Genomic DNA, 17,063 nt, shown 5'->3' on the forward strand with positions numbered 1-17,063 from the left:
GCTGCCCCCGGCGTCGCGTCGCCGGGCACAGGCGATCGACCGGCCGTAAAGTAGGGGCGATGAGCCGGATGAGTGAGATCGGGGCCCTGATCGAGTCGGTCTGCGCCGAGCGGGAGCTGCCCTGCGAGCCGACCGGGGAGCACTCCTACGCGATCACCCTGCCCGGGACCCACAAGCTGAAGACGGTCTGCAACCTGATCGTCGGCGAGCACGCGCTGCGGGTCGAGGCGTTCGTGATGCGCCAGCCCGACGAGCGGCGTGAGGAGCTCTGGGCCTGGCTGCTTCAGCGCAACGCCCGGATGTACGCCGTCGCCTTCTCCATCGACAGCGTCGGCGACGTCTACCTCACCGGCCGGGTCAACCTGACCGGTGTCGACGCCGACGAGCTCGACCGGCTGCTCGGCGCGGTGCTCACCTACGCCGACGAGTCCTTCGACACCATGCTGGAGATCGGGTTCGGCAGCTCGATCCGCCGGGAGTGGGAGTGGCGGGTCAAGCGGGGCGAGTCGACGGCGAACCTCGCGGCGTTCGCGCACCTCTTCGAGCCCTCCGGCGCGGGTTCGGCCGCTGCCGCCGCCGGTGACGCGGAATCGTCGTAGGCGGCGGGTTCAGAGCCTTTCGTTGGGGTAACCGCCGCCGGTGCGGCGCTGCGCCGCGCATCCGAGGAGACCACTTCGAGGAGCGTGAGCACTCATGGTTCAACGGAACAGCACCGGTCGCGGCGCCACGCGGACCGCGACCAAGAACCGGCCGGGCAACCAGACGCCGGGCACTCCGCGTGTGGCCGAGTCCGACATCAGCCGGCTGCGCGTGGACGAACTGCGTGGACAGCTGCGCGATCGCGGGGTGCGCGGGACCTCCGGGCTGCGCAAGCCCGAGCTGGTGCAGACCCTGGTACGCACCCTGCGCACCGAGCAGCGCCGCGGCGACCAGCGGCGTCCCTCCGGGCGGGAGTCGTCGGCGCGTACCGACCGGCGTACCTCGGCGGGCCGGTCCCGTTCGGAGACCCGGTCCCGCTCCGAGGCCCGCTCGCGGCCTGAGAGCCGGTCGCGGACCGCGGAGAGCCGGTCGCGGACGGCGAGCAGGTCACCGGCGGAGAGCCGCTCGCGAGCCGCGAGCCGACCGCGCACCGAGAGCCGCGCCCAGGTCGAGAAGCGGGCGCAGGCCGAGCGGGCGCGGGTCGAGAAGCGGACCCAGACCGAGCGGGCGCGGGTCGAGAAGCGGGCCCAGGCCGAGAAGCGCTCGCAGGCACAGAAGCGGGCGCAGGCGCAGAAGCGTGTGCAGGCCGAGAAGCGCTCGCAGGCGCAGAAGGCGTCGCAGTCTCGGGCGCAGACCCGCAAGCGCGCCGAGAGCCGCAAGGCCGCGCCGGCCGCCCGGTCGACTACCTCGCGCGGCAAGGCCGAGAGCCGGGCGCCGTCGACGCGGGCCGTGAGCCGGGCGCCCTCGGCGCGGGCCGCAGGACGGTCGCCGTCGGCCCGTTCGGCGTCGTCACGCCGGGAGGGTGCCCGCGAGGGCGGGGCGTCGTCGCGCTCGCTGCGGTACGCCCAGACGATCACGTCGCCGCAGGACCGGCCCGAGCGTCCCGGGCGCAGCCTGGTGACCACCAACCACGACGTGATCCAGCGCTGGGCGCGGGAGCGCAAGGCGAAACCGTCCACGATCGCCGGTACCGAACACGACGGTCACGCGGGCGTGCTCACCTTTGATTTCCCGGGCTACAGCGGCAGCCGCCGGCTGCAGCACATCACCTGGGCGCAGTGGTTCCAGGCCTTCGACGAACGCGAGCTGAACCTGATCTATCAGGAGACGCTGCGCAGCGGCCGGCAGAGCAATTTTTTCCGTACGGAATCCCCGAATCGGGAGGATGGATGACCTCATATGGGGAATGCTCGACCCGTACGGAGATGTTGCTCATGGCATCATTGGTCACCCTCCGGTTGTTACCGAACGGTGTGACCAGCAAGACAGCCGGTGAGCTTGTTTCCGCAAAGTGGTACAACTAGCTTTATTGCACCACGCTGCGTTCGGAAACGTTCGGGGGAGCGGCGGATCGATCAGATCCGTACACCGAGCGGAGGCGTGGGGACAGGTGGATTGCTGTTGGGGGACGGCGTCCACCTGTTGACCGGCGGCGCGAGCGGGCGACGCTTACGGGGGTGAGTGTCGCCCGCCGCCGCCGGTGCCTGAGACAGCCGCGGATGTGCCCCGGGATCAGTTCCCGGAGGCCGCCGCGGCTTTCGTCTGTGCGGCTCCGGGGATCGGCACCTGCGGCAGCGTCGCCGTGCCGAGTGCGGCGGCCCGCAGTTCGGCGGCGCGCCGCTCGCGGGCCGGGCGGGCCAGCAGGTGCCCGAGCGAGACGAGCGCGGTGAGCACGAAGCAGCCGAGCCAGAGCGTGGCGTCGCCGGCGGTCTCGCGCACCAGGCCGCCGAGGGTCGGGGCGAGCGCCCCGGCGAGCTGCCAGGAGAGCGAGAAGACGCCCTGGTACCGGCCGCGCAGCGCGGCCGGCGAGAGGGTCGCGACCAGGGTGGAGTTCGACGGCGAGTTGATCATTTCGCCGAGCGTCCAGATCAGCACCGTGAGGGCGTAGAGCCAGGCCAGGTCGGCGAAGGCGGTCAGGCCGAAGCCGACGCCGGAGAGCAGCACGCCGAGCGCCACCACCCGGGAGTGGCTGCTGCGGCCGATCAGCCGGGGGACGAAGAGCTGTCCGGCGACGATGAGCACCCCGTTGAGGGCGATGATGTAGCCGTACGTGGTGGCGTCCAGGCCGTCGTCGGTCATCGCGATCGGCAGCATGGAGCTGGCCTGGAGGAAGACCAGGGCGCTGAAGAGGTTGAGTCCGGTCAGGCCGAGGAAGACCCGGTCGCGCAGGATCGTCCGCAGGGCGCCGACCGGGGCCGGGCCGCCGCCACCGGCCGGTACGACGGGCGGCAACGCCCCGCGGCGCCCCGGATCGACCTCGCGCACCTTCACAAAGATGATCACGGCGGTGATCACGATGGTTACCGCGTTGATCAGGAAGAGCAGCAGGTAGTCGATCCGGGCGGCGAAACCGCCGAGGATGGCGGCGGCGGCGAAGCCGACGTTGACCGCCCAGTAGTTCAGCGAGAACGCGCGCACCCGGTCCCGTTCGGGAACCACGTCGATCATCATCGCGGAGAAGGCGGGCCGGGCGGCCTCGGCGAAGAGGCCGAGCAGCAGCGCGCAGCCGGCGAGCGTCGGCAGGTCGCGGGCGAAGCCCATGGCGACCATCAGGGTCGCGGCCCCGAGGTGGGCGGTGAGCAGGGTGGGGCGGCGTCCCCAGCGGTCGGCGAGGTAGCCGCCGAGCAGGCTGCCGGCCGCACCGCCGGCGCCCCAGAGCCCGATCACCAGGCCGGCCCGGGCGTCGGAGAAGCCGCGCTCCTGGGTCAGGTAGATGGCCATGAAGACCAGCACGGCCGAGCCGAGCCGGTTGATCAGCGAGCCGGTCCAGAGGTACCAGAAGGCGCGCGGCAGCCCGCCGATGAGATTGTCGAGTACCCGCCGCGCCGAACCCATCCAGTCGCTCCCCTGTGTAATGATCGCTCTCGGAGCGAGACCTTACATCCAGGGGGTGACGGCAGCACCCGGATATCCGGGTCCCCAGTGGCGCCGATCACCGGGACTTCCCGCGTGTCCGGCGCCCGGTTCCGGCAGGATGAGGCCATGACTGAGAGCCCCACGAGCGCGTCGGCCGTCGGCACGGCGCAGCAGCCCACGGTCGGCACCCTGGTCCTGCTCCGCCACGGCGAGAGCGACTGGAACGCCAAGAACCTCTTCACCGGCTGGGTCGACGTCGACCTCACCGCCAAGGGCGAGGCCGAGGCCCGCCGCGGCGGCGAGCTGATGCTCGCCAACGACCTGCTCCCCGACGTGGTGCACACCAGCGTGATGCGCCGCGCGATCCGCACCGCGGAGCTGTCCCTGAACGCGGCGAACCGGCACTGGATCGCGGTGCGGCGCAGCTGGCGGCTCAACGAGCGGCACTACGGCGCGCTGCAGGGCAAGAACAAGAAGGAGACGCTGGAGGCTTACGGCGAGGAGCAGTTCATGCTCTGGCGCCGCTCCTACGACGTCCCGCCGCCGCCGATCGCCGACGACGCCGAGTGGTCGCAGGTCGGCGACCCGCGCTACGCGCTGCTGCCGCCGGAGCTGATGCCGCGCACCGAGTGCCTCAAGGACGTCGTGCACCGGATGCTGCCGTACTGGTACGACTCGATCGTGCCGGACATCCTCGCCGGCCGGACCGTGCTGGTTGCCGCGCACGGCAACTCGCTGCGCGCCCTGGTCAAGCACCTCGACGGCATCTCCGACTCCGCGATCGCGAAGCTGAACATCCCCACCGGCATTCCGCTGCGTTACGACCTGACGCCGGAGCTGAAGCCGGTCACCGCCGGCGGCACGTACCTGGACCCGGACGCGGCCCGCGAGGCGGCCGCCGCAGTCGCCAACCAGGGCCGCTGAGCAGGGGTCGCCAACGAGGGCCGCTGAGCGGCGTCGGCAAGCCCGGTCGCGCGCCGGGGCCGTTGACCGCCGGCCGGCAGCGCCGAGCCCGCAGAAACGACGGCCCGGCCGGGGAACCACCCGGCCGGGCCGTCGTCTGTTCGCCGCGCTCAGCCCACCGGCTCGCCGGTGATCAGGTAGACCACCCGCTGCCCGGCGCTGACGGCGTGGTCGGCGTAGCGCTCGTAGAAGCGGCCCAGCAGGGTGGCGTCGACGGCGGTCTCCACCCCGTACGGCCAGTCGGGGGCCAGCAGCAGGGTGAAGAGGCTGCGGTGCAGTTCGTCCATCGCGTCGTCCTCCAGGTCCAGCCCGGCGGCCAGGTCGGCGTCGGGCTTGGACAGGACCGTGGTGATGAGCCCGGCGATCCGGTCGGCGACGGCGGCCATGTCGGTGAAGACCGGCCGCAGCTCGGCCGGCACGGCCGGCGACGGGTGCCGGCGCAGCGCGGTCTTGGCCACGTGGTCGGCCAGGTCGCCCATCCGCTCCAGCGACGCCGCGACGTGCAGCGCGGTGATCATCGCGCGCAGGTCCTTGGCGACCGGCGCCTGCCGGGCGAGAACGTCCTGGACACGCTCCTCGACCTGCCGGTACCGGCTGTCGATCTCCTCGTCGTGGACGATCACCGCCTCGGCGGCCCGCCGGTCGGCGGTCAGCAGGGCCCGCGTCGCGTCGCGCATCGCGGCCCGGCTCGCCTCCGCCATGTCGACCAGCAGCTGGCTCACCACGTGCAGTTCGGCCCGGAAATCGTCGCGCATCGTTACGTCCTGTTGGTCTCGGTGTGCCGCGGCGCCGGGGCGCGGCCCGCGGTCGGGGTGGCGGGTGCGTGCCGGGCAACCGTAGATCCGTCAGGCGGCCCCCAGGTGAACGCCGGTGAACGTCAACCGGCCGGAAAGTGAATTCTCTCCCTACCGTGCCGGATTTGTCCTTTCCGAGGGCTGTCGCGTCCGATCCTGACCCTACGATCGCCACGTGGACCTGGGGATTGTCGTCGGCATCTGCGCCGGACTGCTGGCGGGCATCGGCATCACGCTGCTGCCCGCGACGCGCCGCGCCGTACGCCGGGCACCGGGGCTGATGCGCCGCGGCGCCGACCAGGGCGGTGGTGCCCTCCTCGGCCAACGGGTGATCGACCACCTCTCCGCCGGCGTGGTCGTGCTTGATGACGCCGATGTGCCGATTCTGGTCAACCCGGCGGCCCGGAGCCTGGCGCTGCTGCGCGCCGGCACCGAAGCCGGCACGGTGATCGCGCATCCGATGATCCGTACCCTCGCCGGCCAGGTGCGCCGCACCGGCGTGCGCCGCCAGGTCGAGCTGGAGCTGCCCCGCAACCACGCCGGCGCCGACGCGGAGCCGCTCGGGGTGCAGCTGCGCGCCGCCGGGCTGGGCGGCGGGTACGTGGTCGTGGAGGCCATCGACGCCACCGACGCGCACCGGCTGGCCCGGGTCCGGCGGGACTTCGTCGCCAACGTCAGCCATGAGCTGAAGACTCCGATCGGCGCGCTGCAGCTGCTCGCCGAGGCGCTGCTGGACGCCACCGAGATTCCGGCCGGCGGTCCGGGTGCGGTGCCGGCCGAACGGGCCGAGGAGGATCTCGCCGCCGCCCGCCGTTTCGCCCAGCGCATCCAGCACGAGTCCGGCCGCCTCGGCCGTCTCGTGGAGGAGCTGCTGGAGCTGACCCGGCTACAGGGCGCCGACTCGCGGGCGATCTACGAGCCGGTGGCGGTGGACTGGGTCGTCGCCGAGGTGCTGGACCGCACCCGCACCACCGCGGCCGCGGCGAAGATTGGCGTTCTCACCAGCGGCCAGCCGGGGCTCAAGGTCTATGGCGACGCCAACCAGATCGCCACCGCACTGGGCAACCTCGTCGGCAACGCCATCAAGTACTCCGGCGCCGGCACGACCGTCACCGTCGACGTGGCCGGCGTGGACGACTACGTCAAGATCGCGGTGACCGACCAGGGCTCCGGAATCGCCCCCGACGACCTGCCGCGCGTCTTCGAACGCTTCTACCGCACCGACCAGGCCCGCTCCCGGGCGACCGGCGGCACCGGCCTGGGTCTGGCCATCGTCAAGCACATCGCCGGCAACCACGGCGGTCGCATCGAGGTCGCCAGCACGCTCGGTGGTGGCACCACCTTCACCCTCAGCCTGCCGGTGCGCCCGCCGGAGGAGCTGCTGGCCGCGGTGGTGCCGGACTGGAACGAGCTGCCCGGCGATACCGGGGCGCACCCGCAACGAGGAGAGGAAGCCAGTTGAGCCGAGTTCTGGTGGTCGAGGACGAGGAGTCGTTCTCCGACGCCCTGTCGTACATGCTCCGCAAGGAGGGTTTCGAGGTGTCGGTGGCGGCGACCGGCAGCGCGGCCCTGACCGAGTTCGACCGCTCCGGCGCGGACATCGTGCTGCTGGACCTGATGCTGCCGGAGATGTCCGGCACCGAGGTCTGCCGCGAACTGCGGCAACGCTCCACTGTGCCGATCATCATGGTCACCGCCCGGGACACCGAGATCGACAAGGTCGTCGGGCTGGAGATCGGCGCCGACGACTACGTGACCAAGCCGTACTCGCCGCGGGAGCTGGTCGCCCGCATCCGCGCGGTGCTGCGCCGGCGCGCCGGCGAGGGCGGCGAGGACAGCGCGGCGATGCTCAGCGCCGGCCCGGTCCGGATGGACGTCGAGCGGCACGTGGTGACCGTCGCCGGCACCCCGGCCCAGCTGCCGCTCAAGGAGTTCGAGCTGCTGGAGCTGCTGCTGCGCAACGCCGGCCGGGTGCTGACCCGCGGGCAGCTGATCGACCGGGTCTGGGGCGCGGACTACGTCGGCGACACCAAGACCCTCGACGTGCACATCAAGCGGTTGCGCTCCAAGGTCGAGCCGGAGCCCTCCGCCCCGCGGCACATCGTCACCGTGCGGGGACTGGGCTACAAGTTCGAGCCGTGACCGGTGTCGTCGCCCCCGGCGCTCGCCGGGTGCGGCGCCACCAGGCCGGTCCGCTCCCGCGCCACGCAGAGTTCGACGAGCCGGTCGTACGCGTCCTGGCCGATCAGCTCGGTCAGCTCGGCGGCGTAGGAGACGTACATCGGTTCGGTGCCGACGTGTGCCTCCGGCGAGGAGGTGCACCACCAGTGCAGGTCGTGCCCGCCGGAGCCCCAGCCCCGGCGGTCGAACTCGGTCAGCGTGCTGATCAGGATCTTGCTGCCGTCGGGGCGCTTGCTCCACTCCTGGTCGCGGCGGACCGGCAGCTGCCAGCAGACGTCCGGCTTGTAGCGCAGCGGGTGCACGCCGTCGCGTAGCGCCTGGGCGTGCAGGGCGCAGCCGCCCCCGCCGGCGAAGTCGAGGTCGTTGAGGAAGACACAGGGCCCGTCCTCGCCCTGGGTGGCGGTACGCCGCGCCGGGCTCTTGCCGTCGATGGTGTCCTGCTCGGTGTAGTTGGCGAAGCCGCGCCGGTAGTGCTGCCAGGTCGCCGGGCTGAGCTTGCCGGCCGCCGCCCGGACCCGCTTCTCGTCGTCGGCGTCGGTGAAGAAGGCACCGTGTGTGCAGCAGCCGTCGGCGGCCCGGCCGGCGGCGATGCCGTGGCAGCCGCGGCCGAAGATGCAGGTCCAGCGGGAGAGCAGCCAGGTCAGGTCGGCGCGGACCAGGTGCTCGGAGTCGACCGGGTCCAGGAACTCCACCCACTCGCGGGGAAAGTCGAGGTCGACCTCCCTGCTGCGCGGATCGTCCTCGAACGGATCGTCCGGCTCATCCCCATTAGCGCCAAGATCAACCATTACGTGTAGTTCGCCAGCCACCCGGCCAGCGTACGCCGGGTGACGCGCCGCGGCCCGGTGGCGGCGCAAATGGGCATGTGCCACCGGTGTTCGCCGGCCGCGACCTCTAGGGTGCTCAGCATGCGCCTCGGGGTGATCGACGTCGGTTCCAACACCGTCCACCTGCTGATCGTCGACGCCCACCACGGCGGACATCCCTGGCCGGCCCACTCGGAGAAGGTGGCGCTGCGGCTGGCCGAGCGGATCGGCCCCGACGGCGCCCTCACCCGCGACGGCGCCGACGCGCTCGTCGAAACGGTACGGGCCTTCCGGGAGTCCGCGGCCCGGCACGGCACCGGCGAGCTGCTCGCCTTCGCCACCTCCGCGGTCCGCGACGCCACCGACGCGACCGCCGTGCTGACGCGCGTACGCGAGGAGACGGGGGTGCCGCTGGAGGTCCTTCCCGGCGCGGACGAGGCCCGCGCGACCTTCCTCGCGGTCCGGCGCTGGTGCGGCTGGTCCGCCGGCCGGCTGCTGACGATGGACATCGGCGGCGGCTCGCTGGAGCTGGCCTCCGGATTCGACGAAGTGCCGACGGTGGCGCTCTCCCTGCCCCTGGGCGCCGGGCGGCTGACCCGCGAGCACCTCGACGTGACACCGCAGACCGCCGAGCCGGTGCCCGCCCAGACCGTCGACGCGCTGCGGGCGTACGTGCAGGAGCAGTTGGACCCGGTGCTCGGGCAGCTCGCCGCGGACGGCTGGGACCGGGCGGTCGCCACCTCCAAGACCTTCCGCATGCTGGCCCGGCTGGCCGGGGCGGCGCCGGCCAAGGCCGGACTCTGGACACCGCGCAGCCTGACCCACCGCGGGGTGCGGCAGGTCCTCGGCTTCATCCGGCACATCGCCCCGGCCAAGCTCGGCGAGCTGGAAGGGGTCGGCACCTCGCGGGCACACCAGCTGCTCGCCGGGGCGCTGGTCGCCGAGACACTGCTGCGCCGCCTGGAGATCGACTCGGTCGACATCTGCCCGTGGGCGCTGCGCGAAGGGCTGATCCTGCGCCGACTCGACCAGCTCGCCGACAACGGAGCGTGACGCGGCGCAGGGCCCTTGTCGTCTGCGCTCCGGGTGCGGGGGGCGGACGGAAGCTACCCTGATGGATGTGACTTCCGCTGTGCCCGTGCTCCTGTCCAGCTCCTCGGTCTTCCCCGAGCCCACCTCCGCGACCTTCCAGCTCGCCGCCGAGCTGGGCTATGACGGCATCGAGGTGATGGTCTGGACGGACGCGGTCAGCCGGGACGTGGGGGCGCTCGCCGGGCTCGCCGAGCACTACGGCGTACCGGTGCTGTCGGTGCACGCCCCCTGCCTGCTGGTCACCCAGCGGGTCTGGAGCCCGGACCCATGGGTACGGCTGCGCCGCTCGGCGGAGCTCGCCGAGGAGCTCGGCGCGTCGACCGTGGTGGTGCACCCGCCCTTCACCTGGCAACGGGACTACGCCCGCACCTTCAGCGAAGGGCTCGCCGAGATCGGCGAACGCTTCCCGGGCATCCGTTTCGCCGTGGAGAACATGTTCCCGGTCCGGATGGCCCGGCGCGAGTTCGTCCCGTACGCGCCCGGCTGGGACCCGACCGATACCGGGTACGCCGCGTACACGCTCGACCTGTCGCACTGCGCGGCGTCCCGCACCGACGCCCTGGCGCTCGCCGACCGGATGGGGCCGAATCTGGCGCACGTGCACCTTGGCGACGGCACCGGCGAGCACCGCGACGAGCACCTGGTGCCGGGGCGGGGCAATCAGCCCTGCGGTGAGCTGCTCGCCTCCCTGGCCGGCCGGGGCTTCACCGGCTCGGTGGCGGTGGAGGTGGCGACCCGGGGCGCGGCGAGCCGGTCGGCGCGCGAGGCGGACCTGCGGGCCGCGCTCGATTTCGCCCGCGAGCACCTGAGCGCCGCCACCCCGGTCCAGGCCTGATCCCGGTCCCGGCCTGATCCTCGGCCCGAACCTGATCCCTGGCCCGGACCTGGTCCCCGGCCGGGTCTGGTGTCCGGCCGGGGACTGGTCTGGTCTCCGGTCAGGAGACCGATGCCAGGTTTTCCTGCTGCGGTGCGGCTTCGGCGGTGTTCCGGTCGTCTCCGGCGGCCCGCTTGCGGGCCCGGTGCGCGGCCACGTGCGAGCGGGTCGCGCAGCGTTCCGAGCAGAACCGGCGGCAGCAGTTCGACGAGGTGTCCAGATAGACGTTGCCGCAGCGCTCGTCGGCGCAGACCCCGAAGCGGGAACTGCCGTACTCGCAGAGCCAGACGGCCAGCCCCCAGACGGCCCCGGCCAGATACTCGGCGCCGCAGTTGGCGGCCCGGCTGGTGACGTGCATGTGCCAGTCGCCGGCGTCGTGCCCGGAGATGCGCGGCTGGACCGGATGCACCTCCAGCAGGGTGTTCAGCTCCTCGACCGCCTCGGCGTCGCGCCCGGCGTTGCCGTGGATGAAGACCTCCCGGAGCCGTTTGCGGGCCCGGCGGAAGAGGGAGAGGTCACGGTCTGTCAATTCGTCGCCGGCCCAGTCGGGCAACAGCGTTCGCAAGTCGTCGAGGTCGTCCAGGCGGGCGTTGGCTAGATCAACTCCGGTCCGAGCGTACGCGTCGAAGTCCACCCGTCAAAGGTAGACGACGCCGCAAACACGGGCGGCGTCGATCGGAGAGGGCACCCGGGAGGTGATCGCGGCGGGGGTTGGAGCGCTCCCGATCAGCTCCGGTGGTCCCCGTCCGCCGCTGCGTGCTCCGCTCCCGGGCGAAAGGGCGGCCGGAGGCGTTAGGCTCCGATCATGCTCCGCTCGGTGATTCTCGCCGCATCCCGTTCCCCGCGGGTCGAACGGCTGGTCGCCGCGTTGCCGGCCACCCGGGACCTGGCCCACCGCTTCGTCGCCGGTGTCGACGCCGACGACGCGCTGCACGCGGCCACCGACGCGATCGGCGGTGGCCGGTCGGTGACCCTGGAGCACCTCGGCCCGGCCACGCACACCGTCGAGGCGGCGACCGCCATCCGCGACGAGTACGTCGAGCTGCTCACCCGGCTCGCCGCGGCGGGGCTCACCCCGGCCGGTGACGTCACCGTGCGGCTCTCCGCCCTCGGCCGTCGTTTCGACGAGCGTTTCGCCTACGACAACGCGCGCGCCGTCTGCGCCGCCGCTGCCGCGGCCGGGACGTCGGTGACCCTCGGCATGGAGGACCACACCACCACCGACCCCACCCTCGACGTGCTGCTCAAGCTCCGCGAGGAGTACCCGGCGACCGGGGTGACCCTCCAGGCGTACCTGCGGCGCACCGAGTCCGACTGCCGCGACCTGGCCGCCGCAGGCTCGCGGGTCCGGCTCTGCAGGGGCGGCTACCGCGAGCCGGAGTCGGTGGCCTACCGCTCGGCGCGTGACATCGGCAAGTCCTATGTGCGCTGCGCCAAGGTGCTGCTCGCCGGCGGCGGATACCCGATGTTCGCCACCGCCGACCCTCGGCTGATCGCCATCATCGAGGACCGGTCCCGCTGGTTCGACCGGCGGCCGGACCAGTTCGAGTTCCAGCTCCGCTACGGCGTCCGGCCCTCGGAGCAGGAGCGACTGGTCACCGAGGGCTACACCGTGCGGATCCAGATCCCGTACGGCCGGAACTGGTACCCCCACCTGATGCGCCGGCTCGCCGTACGCCCGGCGGTCCTCGGCCGCGCCCTGCTCCCGGCCGGCTGACGAGATGCCCTACGGGGTGTCGTTCCGGCTGAGACCGAGCAGGTGCCCGTCGACGATCATTTCGAACAGTTGGATGTCGTAGGCATCATCACCGCGGTACAGGTCCTGGTTTCGTTCGACATGCAGCTCACTGATTCGCCAGCCGTGGGCGTCGCGGGTGAAGCGGACGGCGTGGATGCCGTAGCCGGTCCAGCTGCGGTGCGTGTACAGCCACTCGTCGGACACGCGCAGGTCCCACTTCTCGTCCATGTCCTGCGCGGTGTATCCGGCCTGAATCCGCTGCCACTGCTCGTCGCTGAACACCCGCTGCGGCGCCGGGATCTGCTGTGGTTGCGTGATCGGCCAGCTCCGAATGCCGATCCAGTGCGGCAGCGTCTCCGTCTGCTCCCACCAGAATGCCGGTGGCCGGTCGGGGCCCGGTCGAGCACCGAGGATGCCACCGACGATCGCGCAGGTGGTGTCGATGTCCCCGCCGGCCGCCGCCATGGTCCAGAACGCGCGGGCGAAGTCGGCGCGGTGATGCGCGGCCACCCACAGGGTGATCGGCACGGTGTCGGGCGCACTGACCGCCGATCCGTTGCCGAGTACCCGGCCGACCTGCCGCGGGTCGCTCTCCCCGGGAATACCGGCAGCCGCGAGGATGCCGGCCCGAACGGCGCTGCCGGGTGTCCGCTCGCCAACCGCGGCAAGGAATTCGGCAGGATCGCCCGGGTCGTCTCCGGACGCGACCAGCGAGGCAGCGACCGCCACCGCGACCGCACCGGCGACCGCCTCCGGATGCGTGTGGGTCACCAGCGCGGACAGACGCGCCTGCTCCACCACGGCGTCAAGGTCGGCGGCGTACCAGGCCCCCAACGGGGCCACCCGCATCGCGGCACCGTTGCCATACGATCCCTGCCCGTCGAACAGCTCGCCGGCGAGCCGGCGCCAGTCGCCACCCGTACGGATCAGACGTAGCAGTCGGTTGGCGGCCGGTCCGTAGCCCCGGTCGAAGTCATGCCGGGTTGCGAAGCTCGCCGCCAGCGCGTCCTGGTCGACGTGACCATGTGTTTCGAGGATGTGCAGAACCGAGCAGGCCATCTCGGTGTCGTCGGTCCACTGCCACTGCCCCGGCGGCAGTGTCCGCTGCTCGAAGTGACCGCGGTTGTCCGGAACGAAGAACTGGGAACCCAACGCATCGCCCACGGCCAGGCCCCGCAGCGACGCCGAGGCACGAAGCCGAGAGTCGGAAGTCATTCCCGCCATGTTTCCAACCGGGCGGCTCGGCGTCCACCCCTCAAGGCAGCGTGACGTTCGGCTTCAGTCGTTGGCGAGGTGGGGTGGGAAGCCGCCGGTCGCCTGCGGACCCCAGCGGTCGATGGTGATGCGGATCAGGGCCTTCTGCTGGCGGAGCATGGCCTGCCGGTATTCGTCCCAGTCCGGGTGCTCGCCGGAGATGCAGCGGTAGTAGTCGACCAGCGGCTCCAGCGCCTCGGGCAGGTCCAGCACCTCGGCGGTCCCCTCCACCTGCACCCACGGGCCGTTCCAGTCGTCCGACAGGATGCACGCCGCGGCGCGGGGGTCACGGCGCAGGTTGGCCACCTTGGCCCGCTCCGGGTACGTCGACACCACGAGCCGGCCGGCCTCGTCCAGCCCACAGGAGACGGGCGAGAGCTGTGGGCGTCCGTCGGCCCGGTTGGTCATCAGGATCATCCGGTGCCGGGTATGGAGGAAGTCGTTCAACCCGGTGCGGTCGAGGCGGGTGTTGGTGGCGATGGCGCGTGGCATGGGGCGGGCTCCCGTCGTCGGCTGACGTCAGGCTACGTCCGGCTGGCGTTGCGTGCCCGAAGTCGTCAGGTGGAGCACTTACGGTGTCGGCATGGCTGACCGGCAGCAGGTGGGCAGGTTCCGGGCGCGGGCGCAGCAACTCGACCGGGAGCAGGCCACTCTCGACGAGACGGCGATCTGCGACATCGGCGTGCAGGACACCGGCCCGGACGGTGCCCGCTGGGCGCTGGCCGTGCGCGGGGTCGACGTGCAGGCCCTCGCCGACGACGACCTGATCCTGGCCTGGACCGTACGCGGTGCGCCGCATCTCTACCGCCGGGCGGAGATCGGGCAGGTCGCCGCAGCGGTGGAGCCCTACTCCGACGCGGACGCCGGCAAGCGCATCTTCGACGCCGCGAAGCCGCTGAAGGCGGCCGGCATCGCCAACCTGGACGCGCTCGACGAGATCGCCGCCCGGATGCGCGCCATCGTCACCACCCCGACCGTCAAGGGCGAGGTCTCCGCCCGGCTGACCGAGGCGATGCCCGAGCCGTACCTGCGTTTCTGCCGCCCCTGCAACGCCACCCACCTCTATGAGCAGCCGTTCCGGCTGGCGGCGCTGCGGGCCGGGCTGGAGCTGCGGCCGGGCACCTCACCGCCGGTGCTGCAACGGATCCGTGGCTTCCGAAAGGCGGCCGGTGCCGATTCGCGCTTCGATCTGATCCGGGCGTACCTGCGCCTGCTCGGCCCGGCCACCCCGAAACACGTCGCCGAATATCTGGACGCGCCGGCCCGGGAGGTCAAGGCCCGCTGGCCCGCCGACACGGTCGAGGTACGCGTCGACGGCGAGACCCGCTGGCTGCTCGACGCCGACCGGCCGGCGTGGGAGAGGGCCGAGGCGCGCGGCACCCGCCTGCTGGGCCCCTTCGACCTCTTCCTCCAGGCGCGGGACCGCGCCACGCTGGTGCCCGAGGCGGCGCGGATCAAGGAGATGTGGCCGGTGCTGGGCCGTCCCGGTGCCGTCCTGGTCGACGGCGAGATCGTCGGAGCCTGGCGGCCGCGCAAGTCCGGCAGGTCCTTCCGAATCGCCGTGACCGGCTGGCGCAAACTCCCCGCCACCACCCGCGAGGCCATCGCCGAGCAGGCAGAACGCCTCGCCGCCTACCGTGGAGTCCCGCTCTCCGGCGTCGACTTCACCGTCTGACCAGTGCCGCCGGTCAGGGTTGCGGAAGTTCGGTGTTGCGGACAGTCGGTGTCGGGGGCCGTCAGGGCCAACGCGGCAGGCAGCGGCCGGGATGCTGCCAGGTCCGCACGCACCGCTGCCCGCCGTCGAGCAGCCGGTCGCAGAAGACCCGATGATGTACGCCCTGCTGGTCCTCTGTGGAGACGGTTGTCTCGCCGGTGTCGATCTCGGGCAGGAAGGTGACCGAGTTGGCCAGGGCTCGGGCGAGGAACGCGGCCCGGCCGAGGTTCGCCGTCACGACCGGCAGGTGGATGACGTACCGGTGCTCGCCCGGCTCGCTCATACCCGGACCCGTGCCTGACGGGACTGCCAGTCGCGCAGCGCGTTCTTGATGCGGACGTTCTCGTCCCGGGCCACGCGCAGCTCGAGCTGGGTGATGGCGAGTTCGTCGGCGACCCGGGCGAGGAACGCCTCGACCTCGTCGGCGGCCAGGCCGCGCCGCCGCACCCCGAACCGCCGGTCGCGGATCTGATCCGCGCTCAACGGCGGCCGGTACGCGGAGCGGTAGTAGGTGCCGCCGCTGTTGCCGTACTTGCTCGCGTTGGTCGTGGGTGGCGACGTGGGACCGGACTGCCGTCGCAGCGGCCGGACCAGCCGGATGAGCCTGCGCATGACCTCTCACCTGCATTTCGATTGGGACTGATGCGGGCGGTCCGAGGTGGGGGCACGCCGGACCGCCCGGAGCGGAGTCATCGTTGCCACGCGAAGGCCGCTCTCGATGTAACTTATTCAAAGAACTGGCAGTAGTCAAAGCTTTCTTGTCCCGGATTCGGGCGGCGTGATCGAATCGGAGGTGCCACGCGAGGAGAGCCGATGCCTGCTACCCCGGATTACATCCGTATCGCCGACGAGATCATGGCCGAAGTGAGATCGGGCCAGCGCAAGCCAGGGGAGAAGCTGCCCACGATCGCCGAACTGTGTGACGCCTATGGCGTCAGCGCCTCCACCGTCAACTTGGCCAACGTTCGATTGGAGGCGCTGGGGGTGATCGATCGCCGACAGGGCAAGGGCATCTTCGTCACTGATCCCGACACCTGGCTGCGAAAGCCCGATCGGCCGCACCGCTGAGATCCTTGCTGGCGGTGGAGAGCCGGCGCTGGACCGGGCGGCTTGTGCCGTAATCGCGGAGGTGCGATGGAAGGAGTGCCGATGCCTGCTACCCCGGACTACGTCCGGATCGCCGACGAGATCATGTCCGATGTGCAATCGGGCCAGCGCAAGCCAGGGGAGAAGTTGCCGACGATTGCCGAGCTCTGCCTTGCCTACGGGGTGAGCTCCTCCACGATTCAGCTCGTCAACGTGCGGCTCGAAGCGCTCGGTGTGATCGATCGACGGCAGGGCAAGGGCGTCTTCGTCACCGACCCCGACACCTGGCTGCGTAAGCCAGGCGGTTGACACGGTAGAGGTCCTGACTGGCGTGGTGGGCGTTGCGGAGGTCGCACCGGCCGGGCGGCTGAGCAGTCCCGGTACGCGACCTGAGATAGTGGAGGCCGCTCCCAGCGCGGAGCCCCGAGTCGCGTCCGGACGTGGCGCGGGGCACCCGTCCGGTGGCTTCGGTGGCGCCGCCGGAGCCGCCGGGCGCCTTCCGCGGCTGCCCCGCCCGACGTGACCCGCAACCGTCGGCGGCGAGATCATCCTGTTGCCCATGATGGCGGCGTCGCGTCGCGAAACGGGCGAAATTCACACCTCGGTCTCGACTCTCGCCCCGGCCCATGATCCTTTCAAAGAAGGGATCGCGCCGGTCACAACCGCACCGCTACCGTACTGATAACACGCGCGTGCCCACCGTCACGGGAGCATCCCGCAGGACGGCTCGCGCCGGGTAACGGATGGGTCGGTGAGCATGGCCACGTCACATTCCGACGGCCGGTTGTCGGAGGTCAGGTTCCTCACCGTCGCCGAGGTGGCGACGGTGATGCGGGTGTCGAAGATGACGGTCTACCGCCTGGTGCACTCCGGTGAGCTCACCGCGGTGCGGGTCGGCCGCTCCTTCCGGGTCCCCGAGCACGCCGTCCATGAATACCTGCGAGGCGCGTTTCAGGAATCCGCCTGAATCAGGCGGGTGACGAAACCGCGGGAACAGGCCACCGTA

At 71.7% G+C, this 17,063-nt stretch carries 19 protein-coding genes and 1 pseudogene; 12 read left to right on the top strand and 8 right to left on the bottom strand.

What is annotated here, in order from left to right:
* The first annotated feature begins 59 nt into the window (after positions 1–59).
* Entirely contained in the window at positions 60–599 is a 540-nt protein-coding gene (locus ACK8GG_RS12425; protein WP_440349461.1) for a type III secretion system chaperone family protein, read from the top strand.
* A gap of 94 nt (positions 600–693) precedes the next feature.
* Positions 694–1,872, top strand: a complete 1,179-nt coding sequence (locus ACK8GG_RS12430) for a hypothetical protein (protein WP_440356364.1) — start codon at positions 694–696, stop codon at positions 1,870–1,872.
* A gap of 339 nt (positions 1,873–2,211) precedes the next feature.
* Here ACK8GG_RS12430 and ACK8GG_RS12435 read toward each other — a convergent pair whose 3' ends face one another.
* Positions 2,212–3,534, bottom strand: coding sequence for an MDR family MFS transporter (locus ACK8GG_RS12435; RefSeq protein ID WP_440356365.1), 1,323 nt, complete (start codon positions 3,532–3,534; stop codon positions 2,212–2,214).
* A gap of 147 nt (positions 3,535–3,681) precedes the next feature.
* On the opposite strand from ACK8GG_RS12435, the gene ACK8GG_RS12440 reads away from it, so the two are divergent.
* Complete coding sequence (locus ACK8GG_RS12440) at positions 3,682–4,479, top strand: phosphoglyceromutase (RefSeq protein ID WP_440352442.1); 798 nt, start codon at positions 3,682–3,684, stop codon at positions 4,477–4,479.
* 149 nt (positions 4,480–4,628) lie between these two features.
* Here the strand turns inward: ACK8GG_RS12440 and phoU are convergent, their stop codons facing one another.
* Positions 4,629–5,273, bottom strand: coding sequence for a phosphate signaling complex protein PhoU (gene phoU / locus ACK8GG_RS12445; RefSeq protein ID WP_440349465.1), 645 nt, complete (start codon positions 5,271–5,273; stop codon positions 4,629–4,631).
* Between the two features lie 214 nt (positions 5,274–5,487).
* Here phoU and ACK8GG_RS12450 point away from each other — a divergent pair, with 214 nt between their 5' ends.
* Positions 5,488–6,774: a sensor histidine kinase gene (locus ACK8GG_RS12450; protein ID WP_440356366.1), complete on the top strand. Its 1,287-nt coding sequence runs from the start codon at positions 5,488–5,490 to the stop codon at positions 6,772–6,774.
* A complete protein-coding gene (locus ACK8GG_RS12455; protein ID WP_440349467.1) occupies positions 6,771–7,454 on the top strand; it encodes a response regulator in 684 nt (227 codons plus the stop codon). Before ACK8GG_RS12450 ends, ACK8GG_RS12455 begins: the two co-directional genes overlap by 4 nt.
* Here ACK8GG_RS12455 and ACK8GG_RS12460 read toward each other — a convergent pair.
* A complete protein-coding gene (locus tag ACK8GG_RS12460; protein ID WP_440349808.1) occupies positions 7,436–8,281 on the bottom strand; it encodes a DUF3109 family protein in 846 nt (281 codons plus the stop codon). The genes ACK8GG_RS12455 and ACK8GG_RS12460 overlap by 19 nt on opposite strands.
* Positions 8,282–8,401: 120 nt before the next feature.
* Here ACK8GG_RS12460 and ACK8GG_RS12465 point away from each other — a divergent pair, with 120 nt between their 5' ends.
* Both ACK8GG_RS12465 and ACK8GG_RS12470 read left to right on the top strand, forming a co-directional pair.
* The gene (locus ACK8GG_RS12465) at positions 8,402–9,352 is read left to right on the top strand and encodes a Ppx/GppA phosphatase family protein (RefSeq protein WP_440356367.1); all 951 of its coding nucleotides are present in this window, start codon (positions 8,402–8,404) and stop codon (positions 9,350–9,352) included.
* A gap of 67 nt (positions 9,353–9,419) precedes the next feature.
* Entirely contained in the window at positions 9,420–10,226 is an 807-nt protein-coding gene (locus tag ACK8GG_RS12470; protein ID WP_440349469.1) for a sugar phosphate isomerase/epimerase family protein, read from the top strand.
* Positions 10,227–10,326: 100 nt separating this feature from the next.
* Here the strand turns inward: ACK8GG_RS12470 and ACK8GG_RS12475 are convergent, their stop codons facing one another.
* The gene (locus tag ACK8GG_RS12475; RefSeq protein ID WP_440356368.1) at positions 10,327–10,899 is read right to left on the bottom strand and encodes a CGNR zinc finger domain-containing protein; all 573 of its coding nucleotides are present in this window, start codon (positions 10,897–10,899) and stop codon (positions 10,327–10,329) included.
* A gap of 171 nt (positions 10,900–11,070) precedes the next feature.
* On the opposite strand from ACK8GG_RS12475, the gene ACK8GG_RS12480 reads away from it, so the two are divergent.
* Positions 11,071–11,982 (top strand): proline dehydrogenase family protein, encoded by a 912-nt coding sequence (locus tag ACK8GG_RS12480; protein ID WP_440356369.1) that lies wholly within the window; start codon positions 11,071–11,073, stop codon positions 11,980–11,982.
* Positions 11,983–12,339: 357 nt separating this feature from the next.
* Here the strand turns inward: ACK8GG_RS12480 and ACK8GG_RS12485 are convergent.
* Both ACK8GG_RS12485 and ACK8GG_RS12490 read right to left on the bottom strand, forming a co-directional pair.
* Positions 12,340–13,227, bottom strand: a pseudogene (locus ACK8GG_RS12485) (ADP-ribosylglycohydrolase family protein); the annotation flags it as partial.
* Between the two features lie 54 nt (positions 13,228–13,281).
* Positions 13,282–13,749, bottom strand: coding sequence for a PPOX class F420-dependent oxidoreductase (locus ACK8GG_RS12490; protein ID WP_440356370.1), 468 nt, complete (start codon positions 13,747–13,749; stop codon positions 13,282–13,284).
* 91 nt (positions 13,750–13,840) lie between these two features.
* Here ACK8GG_RS12490 and ACK8GG_RS12495 point away from each other — a divergent pair, with 91 nt between their 5' ends.
* Complete coding sequence (locus tag ACK8GG_RS12495) at positions 13,841–14,932, top strand: winged helix DNA-binding domain-containing protein (RefSeq protein ID WP_440352448.1); 1,092 nt, start codon at positions 13,841–13,843, stop codon at positions 14,930–14,932.
* A 61-nt stretch (positions 14,933–14,993) separates the two neighbouring features.
* Here ACK8GG_RS12495 and ACK8GG_RS12500 read toward each other — a convergent pair whose 3' ends face one another.
* Positions 14,994–15,254: a hypothetical protein gene (locus ACK8GG_RS12500; protein ID WP_440352449.1), complete on the bottom strand. Its 261-nt coding sequence runs from the start codon at positions 15,252–15,254 to the stop codon at positions 14,994–14,996.
* Positions 15,251–15,583: a DivIVA domain-containing protein gene (locus ACK8GG_RS12505; protein ID WP_440352450.1), complete on the bottom strand. Its 333-nt coding sequence runs from the start codon at positions 15,581–15,583 to the stop codon at positions 15,251–15,253. The genes ACK8GG_RS12500 and ACK8GG_RS12505 overlap by 4 nt, the downstream gene beginning before the upstream one ends.
* Before the next feature lie 201 nt (positions 15,584–15,784).
* On the opposite strand from ACK8GG_RS12505, the gene ACK8GG_RS12510 reads away from it, so the two are divergent.
* The 3 genes from ACK8GG_RS12510 (at position 15,785) to ACK8GG_RS12520 (ending at position 17,024) form a co-directional block, all read left to right on the top strand.
* Positions 15,785–16,039, top strand: coding sequence for a winged helix-turn-helix domain-containing protein (locus ACK8GG_RS12510; RefSeq protein WP_440352451.1), 255 nt, complete (start codon positions 15,785–15,787; stop codon positions 16,037–16,039).
* 81 nt (positions 16,040–16,120) lie between these two features.
* Positions 16,121–16,366, top strand: a complete 246-nt coding sequence (locus ACK8GG_RS12515) for a winged helix-turn-helix domain-containing protein (RefSeq protein WP_440352452.1) — start codon at positions 16,121–16,123, stop codon at positions 16,364–16,366.
* Between the two features lie 448 nt (positions 16,367–16,814).
* A complete protein-coding gene (locus ACK8GG_RS12520) occupies positions 16,815–17,024 on the top strand; it encodes a helix-turn-helix domain-containing protein (protein ID WP_440349809.1) in 210 nt (69 codons plus the stop codon).
* Positions 17,025–17,063 lie beyond the last annotated feature (39 nt).

This window comes from Melissospora conviva (assembly GCF_049523535.1).
GTDB classification, from domain to species: domain Bacteria; phylum Actinomycetota; class Actinomycetes; order Mycobacteriales; family Micromonosporaceae; genus Melissospora; species Melissospora conviva.

Coding starts and splice junctions, on each gene's coding strand:
- ACK8GG_RS12425 (WP_440349461.1), top strand. CDS start 60: ATGAGCCGGATGAGTGAGATCGGGGCCCTGATCGAGTCGGTCTGCGCC.
- ACK8GG_RS12430 (WP_440356364.1), top strand. CDS start 694: ATGGTTCAACGGAACAGCACCGGTCGCGGCGCCACGCGGACCGCGACC.
- ACK8GG_RS12435 (WP_440356365.1), bottom strand. CDS start 3,534: ATGGGTTCGGCGCGGCGGGTACTCGACAATCTCATCGGCGGGCTGCCG.
- ACK8GG_RS12440 (WP_440352442.1), top strand. CDS start 3,682: ATGACTGAGAGCCCCACGAGCGCGTCGGCCGTCGGCACGGCGCAGCAG.
- phoU (WP_440349465.1), bottom strand. CDS start 5,273: ATGCGCGACGATTTCCGGGCCGAACTGCACGTGGTGAGCCAGCTGCTG.
- ACK8GG_RS12460 (WP_440349808.1), bottom strand. CDS start 8,281: ATGGTTGATCTTGGCGCTAATGGGGATGAGCCGGACGATCCGTTCGAG.
- ACK8GG_RS12465 (WP_440356367.1), top strand. CDS start 8,402: ATGCGCCTCGGGGTGATCGACGTCGGTTCCAACACCGTCCACCTGCTG.
- ACK8GG_RS12480 (WP_440356369.1), top strand. CDS start 11,071: ATGCTCCGCTCGGTGATTCTCGCCGCATCCCGTTCCCCGCGGGTCGAA.
- ACK8GG_RS12490 (WP_440356370.1), bottom strand. CDS start 13,749: ATGCCACGCGCCATCGCCACCAACACCCGCCTCGACCGCACCGGGTTG.
- ACK8GG_RS12495 (WP_440352448.1), top strand. CDS start 13,841: ATGGCTGACCGGCAGCAGGTGGGCAGGTTCCGGGCGCGGGCGCAGCAA.
- ACK8GG_RS12500 (WP_440352449.1), bottom strand. CDS start 15,254: ATGAGCGAGCCGGGCGAGCACCGGTACGTCATCCACCTGCCGGTCGTG.
- ACK8GG_RS12505 (WP_440352450.1), bottom strand. CDS start 15,583: ATGCGCAGGCTCATCCGGCTGGTCCGGCCGCTGCGACGGCAGTCCGGT.
- ACK8GG_RS12510 (WP_440352451.1), top strand. CDS start 15,785: ATGCCTGCTACCCCGGATTACATCCGTATCGCCGACGAGATCATGGCC.
- ACK8GG_RS12515 (WP_440352452.1), top strand. CDS start 16,121: ATGCCTGCTACCCCGGACTACGTCCGGATCGCCGACGAGATCATGTCC.
- ACK8GG_RS12520 (WP_440349809.1), top strand. CDS start 16,815: ATGGCCACGTCACATTCCGACGGCCGGTTGTCGGAGGTCAGGTTCCTC.